Raw genomic sequence first — 22,825 nt, forward strand, 5'->3', positions numbered from 1 at the left:
CACGCTCAGCACTTCGCTGGCGTTCCAGTGGCTGGTTTTGTCACCGCCCTGCACACGAAGACGTGATTACCGACGAATGAGGTCGGCGCAGCGTGCGGGACCAAATTGGACCCGAACGAAGGATGGGATTTCCCCTTCAGGTCAGCGATAACGAGGCAGAGATGGACTGGAATAAGGACCACATTCGCGAGACCATGCTGTCTCTTGAGACAGCGGCGCTGAAAAGCGCTCGCGAGAAGTATCTGGATTACGTTTCCACCGCGCGCCTCGATCGCAGCGAGCCGATCGAGAACGACGAGCAGGCGCAAGCCGAGGTGGCGAGCGATTTTGCTGAGGCGCTCGATGACACTCTCGATGACTATGTTGATAAGCTCGACAAGCTCCGGACGATCGATTTTGGGCCAAAGTCACAAGTCTCGGAAGGCGCAGTCGTCAAGCTGTCCGGCAAGCACTTCGTTATTTCGGTCTCGACTGGCAGGTTTATCTGTCATGGGCAGGAACTGATGGGTATCTCGACGATGGCCCCGATCTACGAGGCGATCGAAGGTGCGCGAGCCGGGGAAACGGTGCAGTTCAATGGCCGCGATCTGACCGTGGAGGCTGTTGCGTAGGCGAGGACCCGGAGTCCTCGGATCCACACGGTGAGTGCGGGCCATCGACGTTCGCAGCCTTACTGGCGACCTACGGCCTTCCCCAGAGCCCGTTCTCTCAGACGATCGGCACTTACGAGCCAAGCCACCCCAGACCTGCGTAGGCGAGCATTCCCAATATCATCGCCACGATGACCTGGTTCGTGGCGATCGCTGCACCCAGCGCGACACCGGCCGCGATCCAGGTTGGCGGCGGCTGCCCGATCAAGGACGAAGCAACCAAGCTGACCACGATCAGCCCAGGCAACTCGTCCAGAACCCAAGCCTGCTTGGACACCCTAATTCTCTCACCGGCAATCAATCCGGCGACCCTAATCGAGAAGGCAGCCACGACGAGCAAACCGACGACAGCCCAGTGCGAAGCGCTCATCGGGCTGCCGCCTCGATGTTGCGCTTTAAGAAGATCACCACCAAGCCGAAGAATGCGCCGACGATGATTCCGTAAGCTTTGGGCATGCCGAGCGAGATGGCGGCCATGGTCGCTGCCGCGGCCATGGTCCATGGCAGAACTTGGGAACGTCCCCGCCACAGACCTCGCGCCATCGCAATGAAGGCCGCCGTGAACGCGAAGCTCAGGCCAAAGCGTCCGAGATCGGGCAGCGCGGCGCCAAGCAAAGCCCCAAGCGTCGTGGAGGCTGTCCACATGGAGATATTCACCAGCCCTGAGCCTATGAGGAATGGTGCTCCGACATCGGGGGACTTTGCCCGCTCGGACATCGTCAAAGCCCAGTTCTCGTCGCCAGTAATGTGGATGGCGAAGAGCTTTTTCCTCAGCGACAAGCCGGCCAGCACCTCGGATAAAGAGGCGATGATGCCGACATAGCGCAGGTTTAGTGACGCACCGGCCAGAACCGCGCCCAACACGACACCTGTGGAAGCGAACTGCTCGACCGCGATGATTTGCGAAGAACCCGCATGGGTAGAGGCGCTCATCATCGCCACGCCCCACCACGGAAAACCTACCTGTACGGCCAGGAAACCGAACGCCAAGCCATACACGCTGGCCCCAAAGGCCAACGGGAGGATGGCGATCGCCCCCCGTTTAGCCTCGTATGCGTTCCTCGCGGCTGGCGCGTTCTCGCCTTCATCCATGACACGTTCCGTCTTGTTTTCAGCCAGGCTCCTCTAACAGCCGACTGGCAATCCTTCGGTCGTCGGCATAGGCGTCTCAGCGGCGCTGATCCGCCGGGGTTCGTATCATTGCGTCGAGCGACCCGGTGATCATCGCCGTGCTCGGGCAGCGTGTTGCTCTCGTCTTGACCGAGCGGTCTGAGTGCCTGCGCATACCGGCCAAGACCGCCAGGGCAGTCAGCAATGCCGCCGCGTAGAGGAACAGGCCGCCAGGGCCGAGGAGGTCCATCACCAGGCCTCCGATGAGTGGCCCGGCGGCGGTTCCGATCCCGTTGAGTAGGAGAAGTCCGCGAGCCGTGCCTAGCAGCCGACCCGCAGGAAGGTCGTCGTTCGCAACGGCAAGGCATAGCGAATAGATGGGAATACCGAAACCGCCGAACAGCGCGCCCGCCGCAAGTAGCACAGGCAGAGGGGCGTCCGCGGCCAGCGCCACGCCGATCGCGGCCGCCGCGGAAGCCAGGGCGGCGCCGGCAATGACGAGTGTCCGCGACATGCGGTCCGATAGCCATCCCAAAGGCCACTGCAGCACGAGCGTTCCACCAAGGACCGCCGCCATGAACGCAGAAATGCCGCCCACATCGAGGCCAATCCTCTGCGCAAAATTCGGCCCTAGTCCCCAGAAGCCGCCGATGGCCAGGCCGGCTAGGAAAACGCCAACCGACGGGAGGGGCGAAACCGCAACGAGATCGCGAAAGGCGACGGACTCCTGTTCGACCTCGGCCGGAGGATGACTGGGCAGCAGCGTGACGGGGACGACGGCCGCAGATATCAGCAGCGAGACGAACAGGAACAGCGTCACGTCTGCGGGGGGAGCGATGTTGAGAAGCGCTTGACCAAGGGCCCATGAGCCCATCGAAACAACGCCGAAAATCGACAAAAGCTGACCGCGCGTGGATTGAATCGCGTGCGCGTTGAGCCAGCTCTCAGTCGCCAGGATCATGCCTGCATAGGCAAAGCCGGTCACAAGGCGAAGCGGCATCCATACGTTCGCCTCCACGAATGCGACATGAAGAAGAGCCGTCATCGAGGCGATCGCGGCGAAGCCGGCGAAAGTTCTCACATGACCGACGGACACGATCATCCTGGGCAGCGTGAGTGCGCCAATGGTGAAGCCCGCAAAGTATAGGGACATCATCGCGCTGATCGTATGAGCGGCGAAGCCTTCCTCACCAGCCCTCACGATCAGAAGCGTGCCCAATAGACCATTGCCCAAGAGCAACGTGGCGACACTCAACAACAGCGCTGCGACCGGCGCCAAAACGAGCCCCCGCCCGCAGGCTGCCTTCACGCTGTCCATCGCCTGACTCATTTCCGAGCCTGGCGCGGAGGCTGGTACTCCGCAGAACTGATGAATTGATCGAAGGCTTCACACCAGATGACAACGGCGCTGTAGTCGCGAACATCGATGTCGGCGGGCACCTCCATAATGAAGCCATTGAACGTCCTCACATCGCCAACCCGGGCCGACGCGTCCTTGATTGCGAGGAACGCTTCCTCGGATTCGACGAAGTGCGGGGTGAGATAAAGCTTGTAGTCCGGCCCGGGAGAGAGACGGCCGATGTGCGCGATCCGGTGAGGCAGGATCTGCACTTCACCTTCGCCCCAGTGCAGCAGGTCGCTGCCGGCTAGATCACGAGAAAGCTTTCCCGAATAGATCGCTTCAGGCGTCGCGCTCCTCAGCGCAAATTCAGTGGGCGATGCCGGCGCGGTGAGGATGGGCAGCGTGTAGATGCCGGCAGCAAAGCCGGTGACGCCAACGGCGAAGTGGGTGACGGCTAGAATGAGCCAACGCGGCATGTCTCACGTGCTCTCCAGTTCCGCCACCAAACGATCTGCGTCGAGGTGGAAATCCGAAAAGACGATCCGACCATCGGCATTGATGACCGTGAACCAAGGCGTTCCCCGTGTTCGGTAATCCTCCATGAACGTAGGAAACGCGGCTCCAGCCGGCGGTTCGTCGTGCCCGAAAGCGATGGGGAGACCGTACTTCACCTGATTGATGCGCAACTTGTCGAATGTATTTTCGTGCGCTCCTTCGAAGACTGTTTGGATCACTGCGAAGCCCACGCCCCTGGATTGCAGCGCACCGTGCAATTTCTGCAGTGTGGGAAACCCATGCAGATGGCAGCCTCTGCACCAGTGCTGAAACGCGAAAACGACCTTCGGCCCTATGCCGAAATCCGACAGCTTGATCGGCGTCTTAAGGTCGCTTCCATCCACGCCGATCCACCGATCAACACGAAGCTCTGGCGCTTGACGTTCGGCCGCGCTCATTTCTATCTCCGAACACGAAGCATGTGCCCGACCCGCAGCGAAAAATCGCGACCGCAGGGTGACTGCTATACTTCACCATCCCATAGCCCGAGCGTTGAATAGTCGATAAGACCAGAGCCTTGTCTCAACTATACCCGTCGCGGCCACAAGTTTACGTGGTTGACTATGAATTCCAAAGCCGGTCTTTTCCAATAGCGGCGTGACATAGTTTCTATGTCTTGGGGGGGGCGAATTCAGGCGTTCGCTCGACCCTTACGGCGCCGGAAGCTGCACGTTGGGCGCCACAGGCAGCGCGCGCTTATGCGCGGTGGCTCGGTACGCTCTCTGGATCGTCTCGACCGCCGCCGGGGCCACACCCCTTCCTTCGAGGTAGTCGTCGATCTCATCATAGGTCACGCCGTAGAAATCTTCGTCGGGGCGTAGCGGCATCGCGTCATCCAAATCTGCAGTGGGAACCTTGCCTATTAACTTCGCCGGGGCGCCCAGATGAGACGCGATTGCGCGAACGCGCCGCTTATTGAGTCCGGCGAGAGGGAGAACATCGGCCGCGCCATCGCCGAACTTTGTGAAGAAACCCATCACTGCTTCGGCTGCATGGTCCGTGCCGATCACAAGGCCGCCCAGGGTCCCCGCGAGAGCAAACTGGGCGACCATCCGTTGGCGTGCCTTGATGTTCCCGAACACCGTGCTGCGTTGGCCGGGGTCGACGGGCTCGTGTCCGGAGCCTGTCATCTCGTTCCACAGCGCGTCTGTCGCGGGCCTTACATTGATCACCGCGACGCGGTCGGGCCTGATGGCTGACAAAGCGAGCTGAGCATCGCGCTCATCCGTCTGTTCGCCATAGGGCAGCCGCACCGCCACAAACTCGCACTCGTACCCGATCTGACGCAGATCCTTCACGGCCGATTGCGCGATTAGGCCCGCCGTCAGGGAATCGACCCCGCCGCTGATTCCAAGCACATACGCTCGCTGCCCTGACGACCTCAGATAGTCTCGGAGGAAGGCGGCGCGTTCTGCCGCCTCGCGTCGGGCATCGAACGACGCGGAAACGCCGAGCGCTTCGATAATCTCGTCTTGGATGGGAATGACGACCTCCTGTGCGCGCCGCAGTCGAATGCTGGCGACCTCACCTCGCGAAGCTTCATCTCTCCCACGAGCCATGACGCGCACGCAACACAGGTTCAAGGCTATCGAAACTATAGCGACAGGGCATTGGGAAAGCAGTCTGATATAAAGCTATAGTCGACGCGGGATTATCGCGAGTCATAGTGACAAATTGCGTGTCTCTACTGATTTAACACCCGGTTGTCTGAACATCAGCTTTGCGATCCGCTCGATATCTTTCATTTGCGAGGATCATCTACGCATTAGCCTGAGATGAAGTCGGTCGGTCTGTCGTGACGAGCAAGGGGGTTCGGCATGGTCACCAGAGGTTTCACCGGCCGCGGTTCAGGCGGCGACCACGAGGGCCGTATTCCGCCAGGTCAACATCTCGTGGAGAACTTTCCCGTTCTTACCGCCGGGCCGACGCCTCGTATCGAGACGTCCGACTGGAAGTTCACGGTCAAGATCGGTCCGAAACCCGTCAAGGTCTGGAGTTGGAGCGAATTCAACGCCCTTCCAAAGACCAAAGTGACCAAAGACATTCACTGCGTCACGTCGTGGTCCAAGCTCGACACGAAGTGGGAAGGCGTGCTGATCGAGGACATCCTCGCGGACGCTGGAGTTGAACAGCCAACAGACTTCGTTCTTGCGCACTGCTACGATGGCTATTCGACGAATGTTCCGCTCGCGGACATGTTGTCCGGCAAGGCTATGGTCGCGCTGAACTACGCGGGCCAGCCGCTTCCCCGCGACCATGGCGGACCAGCGCGCCTTCTTGTTCCGCATCTCTACTTCTGGAAGTCCGCCAAGTGGGTGAATGCGCTGCAGTTCACCACTCGCGACGAGGCCGGGTTCTGGGAGTTGCGCGGTTATCACATCTACGGTGATCCGTGGCGCGAGCAACGGTACACCCATGACTGAGTTCGACGCACAACCCGCGTCGTGGCAGTCAGGCGTGATCGACGAAATCGTCCAACAGACACCGAGTATCAAGAGCTTCTTCCTGCGGTTGCCGGAACCGTTCGTCCATACAGCAGGCCAGCACGTCGACGTCCGGCTGACCGCCCCAGACGGCTATCAGGCCATGCGCAGTTATTCGATCGCATCGTCGGCGGGCTCTTCACCGACCCTGGAGCTCGCCATCGAGCGCCTGCCGAATGGCGAAGTTTCGCCATTCTTCCACGATGTCGCCGCAGCCGGCGACGAGATCGAACTCAGGGGACCGCTTGGAGGCCACTTCCTTTGGCCCGAGCCTGCCGACAAGCCGGTGCTGCTGATCGGCGCAGGTTCAGGCGTAGTGCCGCTGATGGCGATGATCCGGCAGCGCCGGGCATCAGCACAGGCCGTGCCAGTCGCTCTGCTCTTGTCGGCGCGAACCAGTGAGGACGTGCTCTTCTCCAGCGAGCTCCACTCAATCGAGATGAGCGATCCCACGTTCGTCTTGACGCTCGCGATTACGCGCGAAGCACCGAGGCGCGCCTCGGACTATGGCCGACGGATCGACGACGGGATCGTCCAGGCGACAATCGCACGTCTCGGTCGCGACCCGGGCCACGTGTTCGTTTGCGGGTCGAACGGTTTCGTCAACATCGCGACGGACAGCGCATTGTCGGCAGGGCTGGGCGTCTCGATCATCAAGACCGAGCGCTACGGTGGGTAGGGGCGGCCAGATGATCGTATCCCGTCACGCGGGCGCGCCCAGCTCAAGCTTTGTCCGGGAAGGGCTTCGCCCATGACAATCATGGCCCGTCAATTTCACCTTAGAAGTCGTCCCGAAGGGCTACCACAGGCCGACAACTTCGAGCTCGTCGAGCAGGATCTCCCCACGCCAGAGCGAGGACAACTGCTCGTCGCCAACCGTTGGCTCTCCGTTGACCCTTACATGCGAGGTCGCATGACCGGTCGAGACAGCTACATGCCGCCTTTCCAAGTTGGCGAGCCTCTGGATGGCGCCGCGATCGGCGTCGTGGTCGAAAGCAAGGATGACCGGTTCGGCCTTGGCGAGGTCGTGAGCCACTTTGCCGGCTGGCGCGACCGCGCGATCATCGACGCCGCATCCGCTACGAGGATCGATACGACGATTCCGGAGCAGGCGTATCTGGGCCCGCTCGGTTTCCCCGGCTTCGCCGCCTACATCGGCATGCTCAAGATCGGAAAGCCGCGAGCTGGTGAGACTGTGTTCGTGTCAGCAGCAGCGGGGTCGGTCGGATCGCTCGCTGTCCAAATCGCAAAGATTAAGGAATGCCGTGTCGTCGCGTCCGCGGGCGGCGAGGACAAATTGCGTTGGCTGCGCGAGGAAGCAGGCGCCGATGCCACGATAAACTACAAGAATACGGACGACATGGTCGCAGCACTTCGCGAAGCCGCGCCTAAGGGCGTCGACATCTATTTTGACAACGTCGGTGGCACGCACCTCGAAGCGGCGCTTGAGGCGGCCAATGACTTCGCCCGCTTCGCTCTGTGTGGAATGATCGAGCAATACAACAGCGAGCCGGTCGGTCCCCGCAACATCTATGCGGTTATTGAGAAGAGCCTCCTGCTGCAAGGCTTCATCACCGTCCACAACATGTCGCTCTGGGAAGATTTCCAGCGCGACGTCACCCGGTGGATCGCCGATGGGAAGGTCAAATGGCAGGAGACGGTTGTTCACGGCCTCGAGAAAACCCCTTCGGCGTTCCTCGATCTCTTCGCCGGAAGAAACATCGGAAAAATGGTCATCGACCTCAGGGATGGGGAGACGCCCTGACGGGCGGCGCCTGCCGTCAGCGGACCGCACCAAGCCACCCCGTCTAATTAGAATCTTTTGCTTTGGGAGATCACCGTGAGCCGCTTCGCCGAACCAGTTTTCATAGCCGCAGGCTTGCGGACACCATTCGGTCGTGGCGGAGGAGCGTTGGCAAATTATGACGCGGTCTCGTTGTCAGTGCCAGTCGTCCAAGAATTGGCGAAGCGTACTGAGCCCGATCTGACGATCTGGGGAACCGTCATCCCAAACCTGGGCTGGAGCAATATCGCTCGCGAAATCTGGCTGGACGCGAAGCTCAACCCCAACGTTCCAGCATTCTCCGTAGTCCTAGCGTGCTCGACCAGCATGACCGCGAGCTTCGCCGCAGCCGGGATGCTCGGCGGCGGGCTCAACCTGATACTGGTCGGCGGGTCTGAGGTCATGAGCCGACCGTCGCTCGCTCTCACCGCTGAGGCATCTAAACAACTTACCGATCTCTTCGCGCAGGATCCGGCTGCGGCACTTGCCGCCCTGGGGGCGTTGACCCCTCAAGACTATGTGCTCCCCACCAAGGGCTGGGCCAACCGCCTTACGGGCAGGACAATGGGCGATCACATGGAGGAGACCGCCAAGGCGTGGCGCATCTCGCGTGAGGCTCAAGATGATTGGGCTCTAAAAAGCCACCAGCGCGCCGTCGCCGGCTGGGACGGCGGCTTCTTCGATGACCTCGTGATCTCGCTGCCGGAGCTTTCCCGCGATGCCAACCCGCGCGCGGACACATCCGCCGAACGTCTATCCGGTTTGAAGCCCGCCTTTGATCGTGAGAGCGGGATGGGTAGCCTGACAGCCGGCAACAGCTCCCCCATCACGGATGGGGCGGCCGGTTGTTGGGTGTCCAACGAAGAGGGTCTGAAGAGGTTACCCGATGGCACGCCCTATGCGCGGATAGTCGACTACGAAGTCTCGGCGGTCGACCTGCGCACGGAGGGGCTGCTGATGGCGCCGTCCTATGCCATTCCACGACTTCTCGCGCGCCATCACCTTGGCTTCGCCGACATCGCACTTTGGGAAATCCACGAGGCTTTCGCGGCACAGGTGCTGGCCAACGTCGCGGCCATCACCGATCCGAACTGGGTCCGACAGAAGGCCCATGTTTCGGCCGAGATGGGCAACTTCGATTGGGATCGCGTCAATCCCAACGGCGGCTCGGTAGCCATCGGACATCCCTTCGGCGCGACCGGCGCGCGTGATCTCAGCCAAGCTGTGAAAGAGCTGTGGGCCATGCCGGTCGGATCTCGCGGGATCGTCAGCATCTGCGCCGATGGCGGTCAAGGCACTGTCGCCCTCCTCGAACGCGTCTGATCGGAGGACGAAAAATGAAGGCGATCCGCTTCCATGAGTTCGGCGCTCCCCATCTCCTTCGTTATGAGGACGCGCCGACACCTGTGACAAAGCCGGGAGAGGTGCTCGTCCGTGTACAAGCGGCAGGCCTCAACCCGCCCGACTGGTATCTCCGCGAGGGATACAAGGCTCTGCCGCCCGAGTGGCGGCCGTCGGTGACATTCCCGGCTCGGATGTGTCCGGGATCGTCGAGAAGGTCGCCGACGATGTGACCGCGTTCTCGGTGGGCGACGAAGTTTTCGGAATGATCCGCTTTCCCAGCTTCGGCGAGAGCCTGGGATACGCCGAGTATGTTTCCGCGCCTGCTTCCGACGTTGCGGCCAAGCCCCGGCACCTGGACCATATTCATGCAGCCGCCGTTCCCATGTCGGGGCTGACCGCTTGGCAGTTCCTGATCGAGCTAGGCCATAACGAGCAGAACCCGCTGCAGTCCGAGCGCCACACCCCGGTCCCGTTGGCTGGGAAGAGCGTTATGATCAACGGCGCTGCGGGGGGTGTCGGTCATCTGGCATTGCAGTTGGCAAAGCACGAAGGCGCGCGTGTCATCGCGGTCGCTTCAACCCGGCACGAAGCGTTCCTCCGCGAACTGGGTGCCGACGAGTTCATCGACTACACGAAGACCAAACCCGAAGACGATGTGCGAGACATCGATCTTGTCGTCGATGCGGTCGGCGGTCCGACCTCCGGCCGCTTCCTTCGGACCATACGTCGGGGCGGAGCGCTGTTCCCGATTTTTCCCCTTGGCTTTGCCGGACATGATGAAGCTGCCGACCGGGGAGTGACCGTTTCGGCGACGCAGGTGCGTTCCAGTGGCGATCAGTTGGCCAAGCTAGCTCGCTTGCTCGACAGCGGTGCGGTTCGCGTCGCCGTCGATAGCACATATCCGCTTTCCGAAGCGGCCGTCGCTCACGAACGCGCAGAGGCAGGCCATATCCAGGGCAAGATCGTCCTCGCCGTCGGTGACCCCATCGCCGATCAGAGCGGCCATGCGGGCGTGCCGTCATCGCAGTGGCCGCCCCGCATGAGGGGGCACTGACATGACGCGGGAAACGCCGATGATCGGCCACGCTCGACCTTCGAGGCATCATCCAGGAGAACTGCGGTGAGCCTGAGCGCTGACAGAACCGATTTCGGGGCGGCACAGCGGGCGCGGGCGCTTGCAGACCTCATGGTGCTCGACACACCGGATGAGCAAGCCTTCGACGATCTCGTTTTTGTCGCCGCGAAGGCCTGTGACGTTCCCATTGCGCTCATCACCCTGCTGGATACTGACCGGCAATGGTTCAAAGCCAAGTACGGGCTTGAGGTATGCGAGACGGAGATCGAACACTCTGTCTGTCGGATCGAGATCGATCAGGGCGATCTTCTCGAGATCGTCGACCTCACAAATGATGCGCGGACCAAGCGCAATCCGCTCGTCACAGGCGCCAGGCACTTTCGCGCCTACGCTGGCGCACCGCTAGTCCTGCGATCCGGAGCGATCGTGGGTCGCCTGTGCGTCATCGATACCGTTCCGCGGCCTGAAGGGCTCAGCGAGATGGAAAAGGCGATGCTGCAGGCGCTCGCCCGTCTCGCTAGCGAAAATCTCGAACTGCGCCGGATCGCAACGGCGAGCGAGCGCCTCACAGCCCTGCAGACCGCCTTGGTCGAAATCGGCGAGACCATTCGGAGCAGCCACGACACCGCAGAGATGGCTTCGGCGACCGCCGCCATCGTCGGCCGAGCGCTCTCCGCAGACCGAGCCGGGTTCGGATCCGTCAACGAGAACGTCGATACGATTGACGTCGAAACCGATTGGACGGCGCCGGGGGCCGTGAGCATTGCCGGGCGCCACCGTCTCGACGAGTACGGGAGCTTGCGCGAGCCGCTCGTCGTTGGCGACCCTCTCGTCGTTTGGGACGCCCTGACCGACGATCGCACTCTGCACAAGCTCGAGAGCGCAATGCGGGTCGGCGTTCGGTCGCTGGTCGACATGCCGGTTCGAGATCGTGGCAAAACCATCGCCGTCTTCTTCGTTCACTCGGCGCATCCCCGACCTTGGCCCGCAGAGGAAATCTCGTTTCTGCGAAGTGCGGCAGACCGGCTCGAGGCCGGCGTCGCGAGGCATCGTACCGAGCAGCAGCAACTCATAGTGAACGGCGAGATTGCTCACCGCCTGAAGAACATGCTCACCATGGTTCAGGCCATCGCCAGCCAAACGCTGCGAAGCGTCACCGATCGCGAGGCGGTCTACGCCTTCGAGCGTCGGCTGATGGCTCTGAGCGCGGCGCACGACGCCTTGCTCCAAATGAGTTGGACACAAGCTGACCTGCAAGCTGTCGCAGCGACAGTGATCGACGCGATCGGGTTCTCAGATAGGGTCGACATGAGTGGGCCGGCGGTGGCGCTGGGGCCACGAGCGGCGCTCTCGTTTTCCCTTATCGTCCACGAGTTGCTGACCAACGCCTGTAAATACGGCTCGCTGACCAGCGACGGCGGCCACGTCTCGCTGTCGTGGGATGTCGAGGTCGGCCAGGACGACGACCTTCTCCGCGTGGAATGGCGGGAACGGGGTGGGCCTCCGGTTGTGCCTCCAACTCGCCGAGGCTTTGGATCGAAGCTGATCAACATCGGCCTGGTCGGCACCGGAGGCGTCGATGTTCGCTACGAGCCCGCCGGGTTAACGGCCGATCTGCACGCCTCCATGCGTCACCTGGTTCAAGGTTAATGGGGGTATGCGTGGAATGATGAAACCCGTGGTGCTCGTCGTCGAAGACGAACCACTTCTCCGTCTGTTTGCAACGGACATGATCGAGGAGGCGGGCTTCGAAGTCTTGCAGGCGCCAAATGCATCCGCCGCGCTCATGACCCTGGAGGAACGACTGGATGTGCGCGTCGTGTTCACGGACGTGAACATGCCCGGCGGCATCGATGGCATCATGCTCGCCATTTGCATCCGCCGGCGGTGGCCAACCATCCAGATCATCATCACGTCCGGGAGGCCTTGGCCTGACGAAGCCGTCGTTCCAGCGGACGTTGTGTTCTTCCCCAAGCCATACCGGCAAGACCGTGTCTTGGACACGGTCCGAAAGATGGCGGCGTGATGTCCACGATGCCCGCGCATGTCGCCTTCTCCGGGAAAAGAGACGGCAGCCCCGCGAGTGATAGCGCGCAAAAATCGCGGCTTAGCGACAATTCGCTGGAGGTGCGGTTGTGATCGTCCTCCTGATCCTCTCTTACCTCGCTGGCGTCCTCACCATAATCAGTCCCTGCATCCTGCCGGTTCTGCCATTCGTCTTCGCCCGCTCGGATCAGCCCTTCCTCCGTAGCGGCTTACCCCTCCTGCTCGGCATGGCCGCAACCTTCGCGGGTGTCGCGACGTTGGCAGCGGTCGGTGGGGGCTGGGCTGTACAGGCGAACAACGCGGGACGGTTGGCTGCCCTCGTCATCTTAGGGCTGTTCGGCCTTCTCCTTTTGCTCCCCTCGCTCGCCGACAGGGCAACTCGGCCACTCGTCAGCCTCGGTGATCGGCTCACGCGCACCGCCGGTCCTGACGGGCCAGAAAGAAGTGGGTTCTTCGCTTCTCTCTTACTTGGTGTCGCCACGGGCCTGCTTTGGGCTCCATGCGCCGGCCCTGTTCTTGGACTGGTGTTGACCGGCGCTGCTCTTCAGGGAGCAAACGTCGGCACATCGCTTCTCTTGTTCGCCTACGCAGCCGGTGCGGCTACCTCGCTCGCCTTGGCATTGCTGATCGGCGGACGTGTCTTCGGCGCGATGAAGCGGTCGATCAGAGTTGGAAATTGGATGCGGCGTTCGCTCGGAGCGCTGGTCCTGGTTTCCGTCGCGGCCATCGCGCTCGGACTGGATACCGGGCTTCTCACCAGACTCTCGCTGTCCGGCACGGCGACCGTCGAGCAGACGCTCCTTGATCAGTTCCGTCTCGGCCGGCGATCGTCCGAAACGAGCGTTTTGGCTGACGGCGCCCTTGGTGTCGAAGGAATCATGCCTTCACTTGAAGGGGCGACGAGCTGGCTTAACTCCGCTCCGCTCACGGCCGAGGATCTTCGCGGCAAGGTCGTTCTCGTCGACTTCTGGACCTACAGCTGTATCAACTGCCTTCGCACGTTGCCTTATGTGCGTGCCTGGGAGGAGAAGTATCGCTCGGCCGGCCTGGTCGTCGTCGGCATTCATGCACCGGAGTTCGCGTTCGAAAAAGATGCGGCGAACGTGGCGAAAGCCGTGCGAGATTTTGAGGTCACGTACCCCGTAGCGCTGGATAACGACCACAGGATCTGGCGCGCATTCAACAACCAGTACTGGCCGGCACACTACTTCGTCGATGGCCAAGGCCGCATCCGTTACCACCACTTCGGAGAGGGCAATTATGCCGAGTCCGAGAAAGTCATTCAGAGGCTGCTCGCTGAGAACGGTCAGGCTGTCGGCGACATGCGCACAGTGTCAGTGCGTGTTAGTGGCGCTGCCGCCGCGCCGAGTTGGAACGACGTTCGCTCGCCGGAGACCTATCTAGGCTTTGCTCGCTTCGCGCGGCTCCAATCCCCAGGCGGGCTCGCTCCGGACGTGGAGCGCGAGTACTCGACACCCGCTCGCTTGCCTTTGAACGGATGGGCCCTGTCCGGCGTCTGGACGGTGCGGGAGGAGTATGCGGAGACGCGAAGCCCCAGCGCGCGCATCGTCTATCGCTTCCATGCCCGAGACCTCCATCTCGTGCTCGGCCCATCGGCCTCAGGTCGTCCGGTTCGGTTCCGCGTGACCCTGGACGGCAAGGCGCCGGCCGGCGACCACGGCAGTGACGTCGATGCCGCCGGCACGGGAGTCATCGACACGCAGCGTCTCTACCAACTCGTGCGCCAGAGCGGTGAAGTCCGCGAGCGCGCCTTCGAAATCGAGTTTCTCGACCCTGGGGCGCAAGCCTTCGCCTTCACCTTCGGATGACACGCCGCGAATGCGGACGGCCCGTCATCCCTCAACGATTGGAGATGCAACATGAAGCCTGAAGTCCTGATCTACACCACGAGTTGGTGCCCGTTCTGCCGCCGCGCGAAGGCGCTCCTCAAAGAGAAGGGCGTGGCATTCACCGAGCTTGATATCGAAGCCGATCCTGCACACCGGAAGGCGATGATCGAGACGTCGGGGCGTAGCACCGTGCCGCAGATCTTTATCAACGAGACGCATGTCGGCGGCTCCGACGACCTCGTTGCGCTCGATGCAGATGGCTCGCTCGACAAGCTGCTTGCCGGACAAACCCCGGCGAACTGATTTGTCCCCCCGATAGGGCCACTTGTCGATGAACGTGGCTGAACGACAAGAGAGGAGTCCGGTTTGGTCTCAGCAGTTTGGAACGATGTCACCCTCGCGGTCAGCGACGAGACTATGGTCGTGGATGGAAACCATTATTTCCCGCCTCAATCAGTTGACCGGCAGTATCTAATACCAAGCGAGCATACGTCTGTCTGTCCTGTGAAGGGGACAGCGCAATACTTCCATGTCCGGGTCGGTGACCTGCGTAATGCAAACGCCGCCTGGACCTACGCCGACCCTTCGCCGGCGGCCCGCTCAATCAAGGATCACATCGCCTTCTGGAAAGGCGTCAACGTCGCTTAGCCGTCAGCCGGCAATTAGATTTCAGAAAGGAACCGCCGATGTCGAAAGTTTTGGACGGCAAAGTCGCTATCATCACGGGTGGCTCTCGAGGCCTTGGCGCCGTGCTGGCGGCGACGCTCGCCGATCAGGGAGCCGACGTTGCTATCACCTACGCTGCTTCGGCCGATAAAGCCGAGTCCGTCGCCGAGGTGGTGAGGGCCAAAGGCGTTCGCGCTCTCGCAATTCGATGCGATCAAGCGGATACGTCGGCCGCCAAGCCCATGGTCGAGCAGGTCGTAGCTGAACTCGGCAAGCTCGACATCTTGATCAACAACGCCGCAATCGCCGTCCAAGGAAAATTGGTCGACGATCCGACGCTCGATTCCGCCGCGTTCGACAGGCAGTGGATGGTCAATGTCATGGGCACCGTGGCGATCACGCGTGCGGCGGCGCAGAAAATCTCTGACGGTGGCCGCATTGTCTTCATAGGTTCCGGCCTGGGCACCCGAGCGATCGTGCCGGGAATTGCCGACTACGCAGGAACCAAGGCAGCGATCGCGGGATATGCGCGCGGGGTGCAGCGCGATCTTGGCCCCCGCAACATTACCGTCAACGTAGTCCAACCAGGCATCATGCCGACCGACATGACCGGGGAAGTTGCTGACAACTTTCCGCAGGCTGTGATCGATATGCATCCCATCCGTCGGATCGCCACGATTGAAGAGGTGGCGGGCGCCGTCAGCTACCTCGTCAGTCCTGCTGCAAGCTACACCGCTGGCGCAGTGATCGATGTGTCAGGGGGCGTCCTGGTCTGAACGATGCTCGACGGGCGTGTGACGCGGATAACTGAAGGACGATCGCTTCCGCACCTGAGCGCTTCGTTGAAGTCCGGGTAGCAGGCCGGCTGATCCTGCCGGGCCCATTATCCTTAAAGCCGTAGCGGACAAGGCTTCCGCATTTCAGGAGTTCATAGAGTGCCGAATACAGACCTAACCCAAGAGCGCATTGCTGTCGCCACCGACTATTTCCGGAAGATCGACAGTGGCGATCCCACCATCCTCGACATTCTGACTGACGATGTCGTGACGTACTTCCCGAAGTTCGGAGTTGGATATGGCAAGGCCGAATTCATGGAAGTCGCCAAGGGCCTGTTGGGGTCGCTTCAGCGGATCGAGCACGATTTCGATCGCATGACCTTCCACGTAGCCGGTGACCACGTGATCGTGGAAGGCTTTGAAGGTGGCGCTATGGCTGATGGCACGGCGTGGCCGGTCGAAGGCCTGTCCGAAGGCCGTTTCGCCAACGTATTCGAGTTCGACGGCGCGCTTATCAAACGTGTTTTCATCTATGTGGACCCGGACTTTGCTAGCGCTAATGACGCGGGCTTTCTTTGGGGCCGCAATGTCAGACTGACGCGATGACCCCAATCGCATGGCGCGGCGCTCACGTTCGCAGGGCGAAGGCCGATTGGCGGTGATGCGGAATGGACCATCCAGAGTTCGATACGGCTTTCGAGCGCCTGCCTGAGGGGTATAGCGAAGGCGCTTACGAAGGCAGGCGTTTCGGCGTGACGGTTCGTCGGTCGGAGGATGGACGGAGGAACAGCCTTTTTGCTCGAGAACTGGCAGGGAACGACATCGTCAGCTTCAATCTGTATCGCGTTGCTTCGGGCAGTGCGTCGCTGAAGCCGTGCGAGATGTCCTCGGAGAAGGTTATCGCTTTCGTATTGGGCTATCAGCCCAACGCCTGAGCATGTGGGGCTCGCTGCCTTCCCATGTTCCCATGCCGCTCCAAGCGCGCCTTCTGGTCGCCTGAACTATCGAAACTATAGACACAGGTCATTGGACTTCGGTCTGAGGTAAACTCATCTTCTATACCTCAGCGTGCGAGGGAACCGGCGCTGATCTTTCGTGCAAGCCATCATCGAGGAAGTCCACGCGATGACAAGCTCCAGTGCTGCGACCGTACCTTCACCATCTGACCTCGACGAGAGCGCGACCATGACGGTCGCGGACGCGCTGAAGATCATTTTGGCGAACAGCTATGCGGTCTACCTCAAGACCAAAAACTTTCACTGGCATGTCTCCGGCCCGTACTTCAGGGACTACCATCTCCTTCTCGATGAGCAAGCTGCGGAAATCCTCGCAGCGACCGATGCGATGGCGGAGCGTGCCCGGAAGACCGGCAATACGACCATACGCTCGATCGGCGATATCGCCCGCCACCAGACGATCAAGGACAACGACGCGGAGTTCGTCACGCCGCAGGACATGCTGGCGGAGCTGCGCGCCGATAATCTTCACATGGTCGAGTCGCTGCGCCGCGCAAAGGACGTCGCCGACGAGGCTAAGGACAACGCGACCTCCGGCCTTATCGATACCTGGACCGACGAGGCGGAACGCCGTGCGTGGTTCCTTTTCGAAGTCAGCCGATAAGCCTGCTGCTCAACTGATCGGATCGTTTCATGGCGTCTAACGATGTGCAGACCCAGTTTCTGCAGACAGAGGGCGGTCGGGTAGCCTTCGACGATACGGGCGGAACGGGACCTCTCGTCGTGGGCATCCCTGGAATGGGTGACTTGCGATCGGAGTATCGCCTCATCAAACCCATGCTGCAGCATGCGGGATGCCGAGTGGTGACGATGGACGTCCGCGGGTTCGGCCAATCGTCGCCGGAATGGTCGGATTACTCCGCGCGAGCGGTAGGCCGCGACGCCGTCGCCATCCTCCGACAGTTGGCTGCCGGGCCAGCTGTGATCATGGGCAACTCGTTCGCAGCCGGCTCTGCGCTTTGGGCTGCCAAGGAAGCTCCTAGCCTCGTCAACGGGGTGGTGCTGCTCGGTCCGATCGTTCGCGATCTCCCCCTCACGACGATCCAGAAACTTGTCCTCGGGCTGGGATTCGCAGGGCCATGGCGAACCTGGTTCTGGACCACATACTGGAGCAGCCTCTTCCCGACGAAACCGGCGCCGGATCATGCCGAGGTGAAAGCGGTGATTGCTGCAAACCTCAGAGAGCCAAAACGCATGCGGGCTCTCTTGACGATGCTCTCATTGTCGAAGTCTGACACCGCAGCGATCTTGGACGAGATCTCTGTGCCGAGCCTCATCGTCATGGGCACAAAGGATCCGGACTTCCCGGACCCTGTCGAAGAAGCCCGAGGCTTGGCTACGAGGATCAGTGCCGAAACCATGATTGTCGAGGGCGCTGGGCACTACCCTCATGTCGAAATGCCGAACGATGTCGGACAGCGGATCATCGCGTTCGTCCGCCAGCTCGATAAGTCCGGCCCGGCCGCTGTGCCTTTGCGCAGGAGCTGAGTATGGCAAAGGTCGGATTCGGTGGAGGTTGCCACTGGTGCACCGAGGGTGTCTTCCAAGCGTTGCGTGGCGTCACGCAGGTCGACCAGGGTTTCCTACAATCTGTGGCGCCGGCCGACACGTGGGCGGAGGGGGTGATAGTAACCTTCGAGCCCTCAGCGATCGGACTGGAGACGCTGTCCGAGGTGCACCTGCGCACACACTCCGCCACTCGTGCCCGTTCGGTTCAAAACAAATACCGAAGCGCGATCTATATCTTCGACGAGAGTCAGCGAGCCGAAGCCGATGAGGCGATACGCGGATTCGCTGAGGAGACCGGCAAGCCAGTCCACACCCTCGTCCTGCCGTTCGCGGGCTTCAAAGCTTCGGACGAGCGATATCAGAATTATTATCGCACCGACCCGAACAGGCCTTTTTGTCGGCGATACATCGATCCGAAACTCGACTTCATCCGCAAGCACTTCTCGGAGATCGCGCTGGCTGAGTAGCCACCGTCGAGCCGGCAGTAGCCGGACCACGCAAGACAGCCGACCCGCTCTTAAGAAGATCGGTAGCGATCGCTGCGCCGATTGAATTACCGCTCTTTCGGAAAGACGGAGGCGGACTCCATCCGCTTGATGCCATCCTCATTGAGAGAGATGGCGCACCCATCAGGATTCGAACCTGAGGCCTCTACCTTCGGAGGGTAGCGCTCTATCCAGCTGAGCTATGGGTGCCTGTTGCTTACGCGGTGCTTACGCGGAAAACCTGTGAGTTGGAAGCTCCACCGATGTCTCCTGCAAACCCTTGTAAATCAACTCCTTTTATTCATCTCTTACCGACCATCACCCGTTGACAGCAGCCTTCGGAGGGCAACGCTCTATCCAGCTGAGCTATGGGTGCGTGACGCTGGTCAGGAGGGGCGGTTAGCAAAGTCCTTTGCGCCGCGCCAGCGTCAAATGCGCACGCGCCTCATCTTTTCGGCTTGTCCCTATTTGCCAGCGCGCGCCATCGGCTGGAACTGGCCAAGGCCGCAGCTTGCGCCGGGCTGGAGACTGGAACCGACATTGTAGAGCACTGTGATGATGTCCACCGAACAGAGCTGCGACAGGCTGGTCCGATAGGAGAAGCGCTTTTCGAAGCCGAGCGTCGGGCAGCTGTTGGGCAAAATGTTCCGGTAGACCTTGTTGCCATTCATGATGAAATCAATGGTCCGGTCGTCGCGCACCTGTGTCGTGCGGATCGCACTTAGCTGAATGCAGTCGACCGGCTTTCCCTTGGCGACATAGGGGTCGGGCCGGGATGGGGCCAGGGCGATCGCGGGAGCAGCGAGGCCGCCCAGGGCGAGGCCGAGGAGCAAGGGGATCGAAGGACGGATCATGGACTTCCTCCAGCATGTCTGTGGACAAGAAGACGCCGCGGGCCGGCTTGTTCCGTCCCTGGCATAACATGCGTCGCCTGCAGCAGGATAGCGGAGATCAGGGCGTCGGAACGGTCCCTTTTGGCGGTGGGGTCTTGGGTTTGTAGCGGCACAGGTCCGCGACGATGCAGCGCCAGCATTCGGGCCGGCGTGCCTTGCAGACGTAGCGCCCGTGCAGGATCAACCAGTGATGCGCGTCGCGGCGAAAGGGAGCGGGGACGCGCTTTTCGAGTTTCTGCTCGACCGCCAGAACTGTCTTGCCCGGCGCGAGGCCGGTGCGGTTGCCGACCCGGAAGATATGGGTATCGACCGCGAACGCCTCCTGCCCGAAGGCGGTGTTGACGACGACATTGGCGGTCTTGCGCCCGACGCCGGGCAGGGTGGTGAGCGTGTCGCGATCCTGCGGCACTTGGCCGCCGAAATCCCGCACCAATATCTCGGACAGGGCAATGACGTTCTTCGCCTTGGCATTGAAAAGGCCAATGGTCTTGATGTGCTGTTTCAACCCTTCTTCGCCCAGGTCGACCATCTGCTGCGGCGTGGTCACATCGCGGAAGAGCGCGCGGGTTGCCTTGTTGACGCCGATATCGGTCGCCTGTGCGGACAGGACGACGGCGACCAGCAACTGATAGTCGTTGCCATATTCCAGTTCGGTCTGCGGCGCCGGGTTCGCCTCCGCAAGGCGGCTGAAGAAGTCGAAGATCTGCGCCTTGTTCATCAGTCACGGTCCACTCACATCGCCGTCTTGAAAGCCGCGGCGGATATCTCTTCGATACGCCGCTTCGACTTCGCTCGGCGGCTACTGAGGACGAGCGGGGACAGTGTTACAGGCCCAGCACGCCCTTCATGTCGTAACGGCCGGCAGGCTGGGTAGCGAGCCAGCGCGCGCCCTTCACCGCGCCGCGCGCGAAGATGACGCGGTTTTCGGCGCGGTGGCCGATCTCAATCCGTTCGCCGTCGGCCGCGAAGATCACCTGATGGTCCCCCGCGACCGATCCGCCGCGCAGCGCTGCAAAGCCGATCGCCCCCTGCGCGCGCGCGCCGGTGATGCCGTCGCGGCCTCGTTCGCTATGGTCCTCCAGCGCGATGCCCCGCCCGCGCGCAGCCGCTTCGCCCAGCAGCAGGGCGGTGCCGGACGGGGCATCGACCTTGTGCCGATGATGCATCTCGACAATCTCTATGTCCCAGTCGTCGCCAAGCGAGGCAGCAGCACGCTCCACCAGCGCGGCGAGGATGTTGACGCCGAGCGAGGTGTTTCCGGTCTGAAGCACCGGGATATGCGCGGCCGCCTGATCGATTAGAGCATGGTGAACGGGTTCGAGGCCGGTGGTGCCGATCAAGATCGGCTTCTTCGCGGCGACGCAAGCGTCCAGATGCGCCGGTAGCGCGCCGGGCACGGAAAAGTCGATCAGCACGTCCGCCGCCTGCGCCAGCGCCAGCGGATCGGCGGTCATGGGGACGCCGGGTGCGATGTCGCCGGCGGGATTGCGGTCGATCTCCTCCGCCGCCATTTGCGCGATGGCCCGTCCCATGCGCCCTGCCGCGCCGAAAATGCCGATGCTGCTCATCTCATGCCCGTCCTTATCCTGTGCCCGCGCCAGTGCCAGAGCGGCGCGTCCTTGTCATCCCCCGGCAGTCACTGGCGGGAGCCAAGGCCGGGGGCCTGCGAATTGCGACAGGCGAAGTTCACACCGTTCCGCCAGCCCTTTAGGTGTGGAAGCGTTCGCGACGCACCGGATGCGCCTGCCTGACGCACGTCGGAGCGATTCCTGTGCGACAGGGGGTAGGACAGGAGGAGGCCAGCCCTCCGCTCGGTCAGTAGTTGTCCCCGCCGCAGGTCACTTGCCCCACACCGCGATTGTCGACGGTGCAGGCGGCCTTGCCCGCGATGCTGATCGTGCCTGATCCGGTCGAGACCAGCTTTGCAGCGACATCGGCGGTAAGCGCGATGCTGCCCGCGCCTTCATTGCCGACCGTGGCCTGGCGCACGCGCAGCGGTTCGGCGGCGACGGAGCCGGGGCCGGTGACGTGGATCGTTGCGACCCCCGCGCGGCCTGCCAGATTCACTCGGCCGCCGCCCGCCAGATTAACGTCGATCCGGTCGAGCTGCACATCCGCTATATTGATGTCGCCACTGCCACCCACCGCGATCCGCGCGCCGAGGCCCTTTAGCCGGTTGACGGCCACGGACCCGCCCCCTGTCAGCATCACGCGGTCCAGCATGCCAGTGGACAGGCGCAGCGTCGCCGCGCCGCTGCTTTTCTCGCCGGTGGTCAGCCGGTCCATCGAAACGATGAGCAGGCGGCCCGAAACATCGACCTTCAGCCGGTCGAGCGCGGCCTGATCGCCCTCCGCCCGCGCCGACACGCCAAGCCCGGTGGTGATGACGACGTTGACCGGCGCATCGACGCGGATGGCGTCGAAACTGTTGATGGTGAACCCGCGCGTGGCCGCGTCGGCGGGCTGCGCCGCCAGCGGGGCGGCGAGCCCCGCCACCAGGGCCGCCATCCTTATGGGCGACAGCGCGCCTCGCCCGATCCCATGATGCTCGTCTTGCACTGCGCCTTGCCCTTCACCGTCACGTCGCCCGATCCCAGGATGCTGATATCAAGCACGCCGTCCGAGGAAAGGGAAGCGTTGCCCGATCCCAGCACCGAAACCTCCCCGCCGCCGGCCTTCAGCCCTTCGCCCGCGAAATTGCCGGAACCGGTCACGGACAGGTCCACCTTGTCGGCTGATCCGGTCGCGCTCATGTCGCCCGAACCGGTGATCTCCGCCTCCAGCGATGGGACCGCCATGGATGCGATCTTCAGGTTGCCCGAGCCGGTCAGGTTGGCATCGAACGAGCCGCCGTCCACGCGGTCCACATCGATATCGCCCGATCCGGTTGCCTCCACAGCCCGGATCGCCGGCATCGACACGCGGATGGTGACGCCCTTGTCGTCGCTCCAGTTCATGCCGTACCGTCGCTTGCGCCCGATCTCCAGCGTGTCGCCATCGCGCCGGATTTCCAGCCGGTCGAGAATCTTCTGGTCGCCCTGCGCCGTCACGGAAAAGCCGCCGCGCGTGATGATGACGGTGTCTGGCCCGGTCGCTTCGACCTTCGTGAAATCCTTGAGCGCCGCCCAGGCGGCGGGATCGGCGGGCGTGGAAGCATCGGAGCCGCCGCTGCCATTGTCCTCGCGCGAGCAGGCGGCGGGGATCAGCGCCAGCGACGCGATCAGCATGGCGGGGGCCAGAAG

Annotated in this window: 28 protein-coding genes and 1 tRNA gene; 17 read left to right on the forward strand and 12 right to left on the reverse strand. The window is 62.1% G+C overall.

Annotation, left to right across the window (positions count from 1 at the left end):
- Positions 1-122 precede the first annotated feature (122 nt).
- Complete coding sequence (locus AX724_RS00590) at positions 123-611, forward strand: hypothetical protein (protein WP_231736421.1); 489 nt, start codon at positions 123-125, stop codon at positions 609-611.
- Positions 612-723: 112 nt separating this feature from the next.
- On the opposite strand, the gene AX724_RS00595 is transcribed toward AX724_RS00590, so the two are convergent.
- The 6 genes from AX724_RS00595 to nadE all read right to left on the reverse strand — a co-directional run bounded on the left by AX724_RS00595 (position 724) and on the right by nadE (position 5,216).
- Positions 724-1,020, reverse strand: a complete 297-nt coding sequence (locus AX724_RS00595) for an AzlD domain-containing protein (RefSeq protein WP_066762366.1) — start codon at positions 1,018-1,020, stop codon at positions 724-726.
- The gene (locus AX724_RS00600) at positions 1,017-1,742 is read right to left on the reverse strand and encodes an AzlC family ABC transporter permease (RefSeq protein ID WP_066762368.1); all 726 of its coding nucleotides are present in this window, start codon (positions 1,740-1,742) and stop codon (positions 1,017-1,019) included. Before AX724_RS00600 ends, AX724_RS00595 begins: the two co-directional genes overlap by 4 nt.
- A gap of 76 nt (positions 1,743-1,818) precedes the next feature.
- Positions 1,819-3,078 (reverse strand): MFS transporter, encoded by a 1,260-nt coding sequence (locus tag AX724_RS00605; protein ID WP_066762371.1) that lies wholly within the window; start codon positions 3,076-3,078, stop codon positions 1,819-1,821.
- Between the two features lie 8 nt (positions 3,079-3,086).
- Positions 3,087-3,578: a DM13 domain-containing protein gene (locus AX724_RS00610; protein WP_066762377.1), complete on the reverse strand. Its 492-nt coding sequence runs from the start codon at positions 3,576-3,578 to the stop codon at positions 3,087-3,089.
- 3 nt (positions 3,579-3,581) lie between these two features.
- Positions 3,582-4,055 carry a peroxiredoxin family protein gene (locus AX724_RS00615; RefSeq protein ID WP_066762385.1) on the reverse strand — a complete coding sequence of 158 codons (474 nt, stop codon included), beginning with the start codon at positions 4,053-4,055 and terminating at the stop codon, positions 3,582-3,584.
- A gap of 252 nt (positions 4,056-4,307) precedes the next feature.
- Entirely contained in the window at positions 4,308-5,216 is a 909-nt protein-coding gene (gene nadE, locus AX724_RS00620) for an ammonia-dependent NAD(+) synthetase (protein WP_082733348.1), read from the reverse strand.
- A 258-nt stretch (positions 5,217-5,474) separates the two neighbouring features.
- Here nadE and AX724_RS00625 point away from each other — a divergent pair, with 258 nt between their 5' ends.
- The 16 genes from AX724_RS00625 (at position 5,475) to AX724_RS00695 (ending at position 18,672) form a co-directional block, all read left to right on the forward strand.
- The gene (locus tag AX724_RS00625; protein ID WP_066762388.1) at positions 5,475-6,080 is read left to right on the forward strand and encodes a sulfite oxidase-like oxidoreductase; all 606 of its coding nucleotides are present in this window, start codon (positions 5,475-5,477) and stop codon (positions 6,078-6,080) included.
- Entirely contained in the window at positions 6,073-6,819 is a 747-nt protein-coding gene (locus tag AX724_RS00630; RefSeq protein ID WP_066762391.1) for a ferredoxin reductase, read from the forward strand. The genes AX724_RS00625 and AX724_RS00630 overlap by 8 nt, the downstream gene beginning before the upstream one ends.
- A gap of 72 nt (positions 6,820-6,891) precedes the next feature.
- Positions 6,892-7,905, forward strand: coding sequence for an NADP-dependent oxidoreductase (locus tag AX724_RS00635; protein ID WP_066762394.1), 1,014 nt, complete (start codon positions 6,892-6,894; stop codon positions 7,903-7,905).
- Positions 7,906-7,980: 75 nt separating this feature from the next.
- Positions 7,981-9,246: a thiolase family protein gene (locus AX724_RS00640; RefSeq protein ID WP_066762436.1), complete on the forward strand. Its 1,266-nt coding sequence runs from the start codon at positions 7,981-7,983 to the stop codon at positions 9,244-9,246.
- A 181-nt stretch (positions 9,247-9,427) separates the two neighbouring features.
- Positions 9,428-10,321, forward strand: a complete 894-nt coding sequence (locus tag AX724_RS00645; RefSeq protein ID WP_231736422.1) for an NADP-dependent oxidoreductase — start codon at positions 9,428-9,430, stop codon at positions 10,319-10,321.
- A 66-nt stretch (positions 10,322-10,387) separates the two neighbouring features.
- Positions 10,388-11,992 carry a sensor histidine kinase gene (locus AX724_RS00650; protein ID WP_066762397.1) on the forward strand — a complete coding sequence of 535 codons (1,605 nt, stop codon included), beginning with the start codon at positions 10,388-10,390 and terminating at the stop codon, positions 11,990-11,992.
- A 16-nt stretch (positions 11,993-12,008) separates the two neighbouring features.
- The gene (locus AX724_RS00655; protein ID WP_231736423.1) at positions 12,009-12,368 is read left to right on the forward strand and encodes a response regulator; all 360 of its coding nucleotides are present in this window, start codon (positions 12,009-12,011) and stop codon (positions 12,366-12,368) included.
- Between the two features lie 109 nt (positions 12,369-12,477).
- A complete protein-coding gene (locus AX724_RS00660; RefSeq protein ID WP_231736424.1) occupies positions 12,478-14,217 on the forward strand; it encodes a cytochrome c biogenesis protein DipZ in 1,740 nt (579 codons plus the stop codon).
- A gap of 51 nt (positions 14,218-14,268) precedes the next feature.
- Positions 14,269-14,541, forward strand: a complete 273-nt coding sequence (gene grxC / locus AX724_RS00665; protein ID WP_066762402.1) for a glutaredoxin 3 — start codon at positions 14,269-14,271, stop codon at positions 14,539-14,541.
- A gap of 63 nt (positions 14,542-14,604) precedes the next feature.
- Complete coding sequence (locus AX724_RS22525) at positions 14,605-14,886, forward strand: DUF427 domain-containing protein (RefSeq protein WP_082733349.1); 282 nt, start codon at positions 14,605-14,607, stop codon at positions 14,884-14,886.
- Between the two features lie 38 nt (positions 14,887-14,924).
- Positions 14,925-15,680 (forward strand): SDR family NAD(P)-dependent oxidoreductase, encoded by a 756-nt coding sequence (locus tag AX724_RS00670; protein ID WP_066762403.1) that lies wholly within the window; start codon positions 14,925-14,927, stop codon positions 15,678-15,680.
- A 159-nt stretch (positions 15,681-15,839) separates the two neighbouring features.
- On the forward strand, positions 15,840-16,286 hold the full coding sequence (locus AX724_RS00675; RefSeq protein ID WP_066762405.1) for a nuclear transport factor 2 family protein: 447 nt from the start codon (positions 15,840-15,842) through the stop codon (positions 16,284-16,286).
- 62 nt (positions 16,287-16,348) lie between these two features.
- Positions 16,349-16,615 carry a hypothetical protein gene (locus AX724_RS00680; protein ID WP_024588016.1) on the forward strand — a complete coding sequence of 89 codons (267 nt, stop codon included), beginning with the start codon at positions 16,349-16,351 and terminating at the stop codon, positions 16,613-16,615.
- Between the two features lie 190 nt (positions 16,616-16,805).
- The gene (locus tag AX724_RS00685) at positions 16,806-17,300 is read left to right on the forward strand and encodes a Dps family protein (RefSeq protein ID WP_066762407.1); all 495 of its coding nucleotides are present in this window, start codon (positions 16,806-16,808) and stop codon (positions 17,298-17,300) included.
- A gap of 29 nt (positions 17,301-17,329) precedes the next feature.
- On the forward strand, positions 17,330-18,184 hold the full coding sequence (locus tag AX724_RS00690) for an alpha/beta fold hydrolase (protein ID WP_066762409.1): 855 nt from the start codon (positions 17,330-17,332) through the stop codon (positions 18,182-18,184).
- 2 nt (positions 18,185-18,186) lie between these two features.
- Complete coding sequence (locus AX724_RS00695; RefSeq protein ID WP_066762411.1) at positions 18,187-18,672, forward strand: peptide-methionine (S)-S-oxide reductase; 486 nt, start codon at positions 18,187-18,189, stop codon at positions 18,670-18,672.
- Between the two features lie 151 nt (positions 18,673-18,823).
- Here AX724_RS00695 and AX724_RS00700 read toward each other — a convergent pair.
- From AX724_RS00700 to AX724_RS00725, 6 genes are all read right to left on the reverse strand, one after another.
- Positions 18,824-18,900: transfer RNA gene (locus tag AX724_RS00700), tRNA-Arg, on the reverse strand.
- Between the two features lie 254 nt (positions 18,901-19,154).
- Positions 19,155-19,544 (reverse strand): hypothetical protein, encoded by a 390-nt coding sequence (locus AX724_RS00705; protein WP_066762412.1) that lies wholly within the window; start codon positions 19,542-19,544, stop codon positions 19,155-19,157.
- Between the two features lie 97 nt (positions 19,545-19,641).
- Positions 19,642-20,301: an endonuclease III gene (nth, locus tag AX724_RS00710; protein WP_066762413.1), complete on the reverse strand. Its 660-nt coding sequence runs from the start codon at positions 20,299-20,301 to the stop codon at positions 19,642-19,644.
- Positions 20,302-20,407: 106 nt separating this feature from the next.
- Positions 20,408-21,151 (reverse strand): 4-hydroxy-tetrahydrodipicolinate reductase, encoded by a 744-nt coding sequence (gene dapB / locus AX724_RS00715; RefSeq protein WP_066762415.1) that lies wholly within the window; start codon positions 21,149-21,151, stop codon positions 20,408-20,410.
- 247 nt (positions 21,152-21,398) lie between these two features.
- Entirely contained in the window at positions 21,399-22,091 is a 693-nt protein-coding gene (locus AX724_RS00720) for a GIN domain-containing protein (RefSeq protein WP_156447962.1), read from the reverse strand.
- A gap of 2 nt (positions 22,092-22,093) precedes the next feature.
- Positions 22,094-22,825: head GIN domain-containing protein (locus AX724_RS00725; protein WP_331711402.1), on the reverse strand; the 732-nt coding region annotated here is incomplete at its 5' end.

The sequence above is a fragment of the Sphingobium sp. CCH11-B1 genome (assembly GCF_001556865.1).
In the GTDB taxonomy this organism is placed as follows: domain Bacteria; phylum Pseudomonadota; class Alphaproteobacteria; order Sphingomonadales; family Sphingomonadaceae; genus Sphingobium.

What these genes read in the sequence shown, in the direction of transcription:
- AX724_RS00590 (WP_231736421.1), top strand. Translation starts at nt 123, where the DNA reads ATGGGATTTCCCCTTCAGGTCAGCGATAACGAGGCAGAGATGGACTGG.
- AX724_RS00595 (WP_066762366.1), bottom strand. Translation starts at nt 1,020, where the DNA reads ATGAGCGCTTCGCACTGGGCTGTCGTCGGTTTGCTCGTCGTGGCTGCC.
- AX724_RS00600 (WP_066762368.1), bottom strand. Translation starts at nt 1,742, where the DNA reads ATGGATGAAGGCGAGAACGCGCCAGCCGCGAGGAACGCATACGAGGCT.
- AX724_RS00605 (WP_066762371.1), bottom strand. Translation starts at nt 3,078, where the DNA reads ATGGACAGCGTGAAGGCAGCCTGCGGGCGGGGGCTCGTTTTGGCGCCG.
- AX724_RS00610 (WP_066762377.1), bottom strand. Translation starts at nt 3,578, where the DNA reads ATGCCGCGTTGGCTCATTCTAGCCGTCACCCACTTCGCCGTTGGCGTC.
- AX724_RS00615 (WP_066762385.1), bottom strand. Translation starts at nt 4,055, where the DNA reads ATGAGCGCGGCCGAACGTCAAGCGCCAGAGCTTCGTGTTGATCGGTGG.
- nadE (WP_082733348.1), bottom strand. Translation starts at nt 5,216, where the DNA reads ATGGCTCGTGGGAGAGATGAAGCTTCGCGAGGTGAGGTCGCCAGCATT.
- AX724_RS00625 (WP_066762388.1), top strand. Translation starts at nt 5,475, where the DNA reads ATGGTCACCAGAGGTTTCACCGGCCGCGGTTCAGGCGGCGACCACGAG.
- AX724_RS00630 (WP_066762391.1), top strand. Translation starts at nt 6,073, where the DNA reads ATGACTGAGTTCGACGCACAACCCGCGTCGTGGCAGTCAGGCGTGATC.
- AX724_RS00635 (WP_066762394.1), top strand. Translation starts at nt 6,892, where the DNA reads ATGACAATCATGGCCCGTCAATTTCACCTTAGAAGTCGTCCCGAAGGG.
- AX724_RS00655 (WP_231736423.1), top strand. Translation starts at nt 12,009, where the DNA reads ATGATGAAACCCGTGGTGCTCGTCGTCGAAGACGAACCACTTCTCCGT.
- grxC (WP_066762402.1), top strand. Translation starts at nt 14,269, where the DNA reads ATGAAGCCTGAAGTCCTGATCTACACCACGAGTTGGTGCCCGTTCTGC.
- AX724_RS00670 (WP_066762403.1), top strand. Translation starts at nt 14,925, where the DNA reads ATGTCGAAAGTTTTGGACGGCAAAGTCGCTATCATCACGGGTGGCTCT.
- AX724_RS00680 (WP_024588016.1), top strand. Translation starts at nt 16,349, where the DNA reads ATGGACCATCCAGAGTTCGATACGGCTTTCGAGCGCCTGCCTGAGGGG.
- AX724_RS00685 (WP_066762407.1), top strand. Translation starts at nt 16,806, where the DNA reads ATGACAAGCTCCAGTGCTGCGACCGTACCTTCACCATCTGACCTCGAC.
- AX724_RS00690 (WP_066762409.1), top strand. Translation starts at nt 17,330, where the DNA reads ATGGCGTCTAACGATGTGCAGACCCAGTTTCTGCAGACAGAGGGCGGT.
- AX724_RS00695 (WP_066762411.1), top strand. Translation starts at nt 18,187, where the DNA reads ATGGCAAAGGTCGGATTCGGTGGAGGTTGCCACTGGTGCACCGAGGGT.
- AX724_RS00705 (WP_066762412.1), bottom strand. Translation starts at nt 19,544, where the DNA reads ATGATCCGTCCTTCGATCCCCTTGCTCCTCGGCCTCGCCCTGGGCGGC.
- nth (WP_066762413.1), bottom strand. Translation starts at nt 20,301, where the DNA reads ATGAACAAGGCGCAGATCTTCGACTTCTTCAGCCGCCTTGCGGAGGCG.
- dapB (WP_066762415.1), bottom strand. Translation starts at nt 21,151, where the DNA reads ATGAGCAGCATCGGCATTTTCGGCGCGGCAGGGCGCATGGGACGGGCC.
- AX724_RS00720 (WP_156447962.1), bottom strand. Translation starts at nt 22,091, where the DNA reads ATGGCGGCCCTGGTGGCGGGGCTCGCCGCCCCGCTGGCGGCGCAGCCC.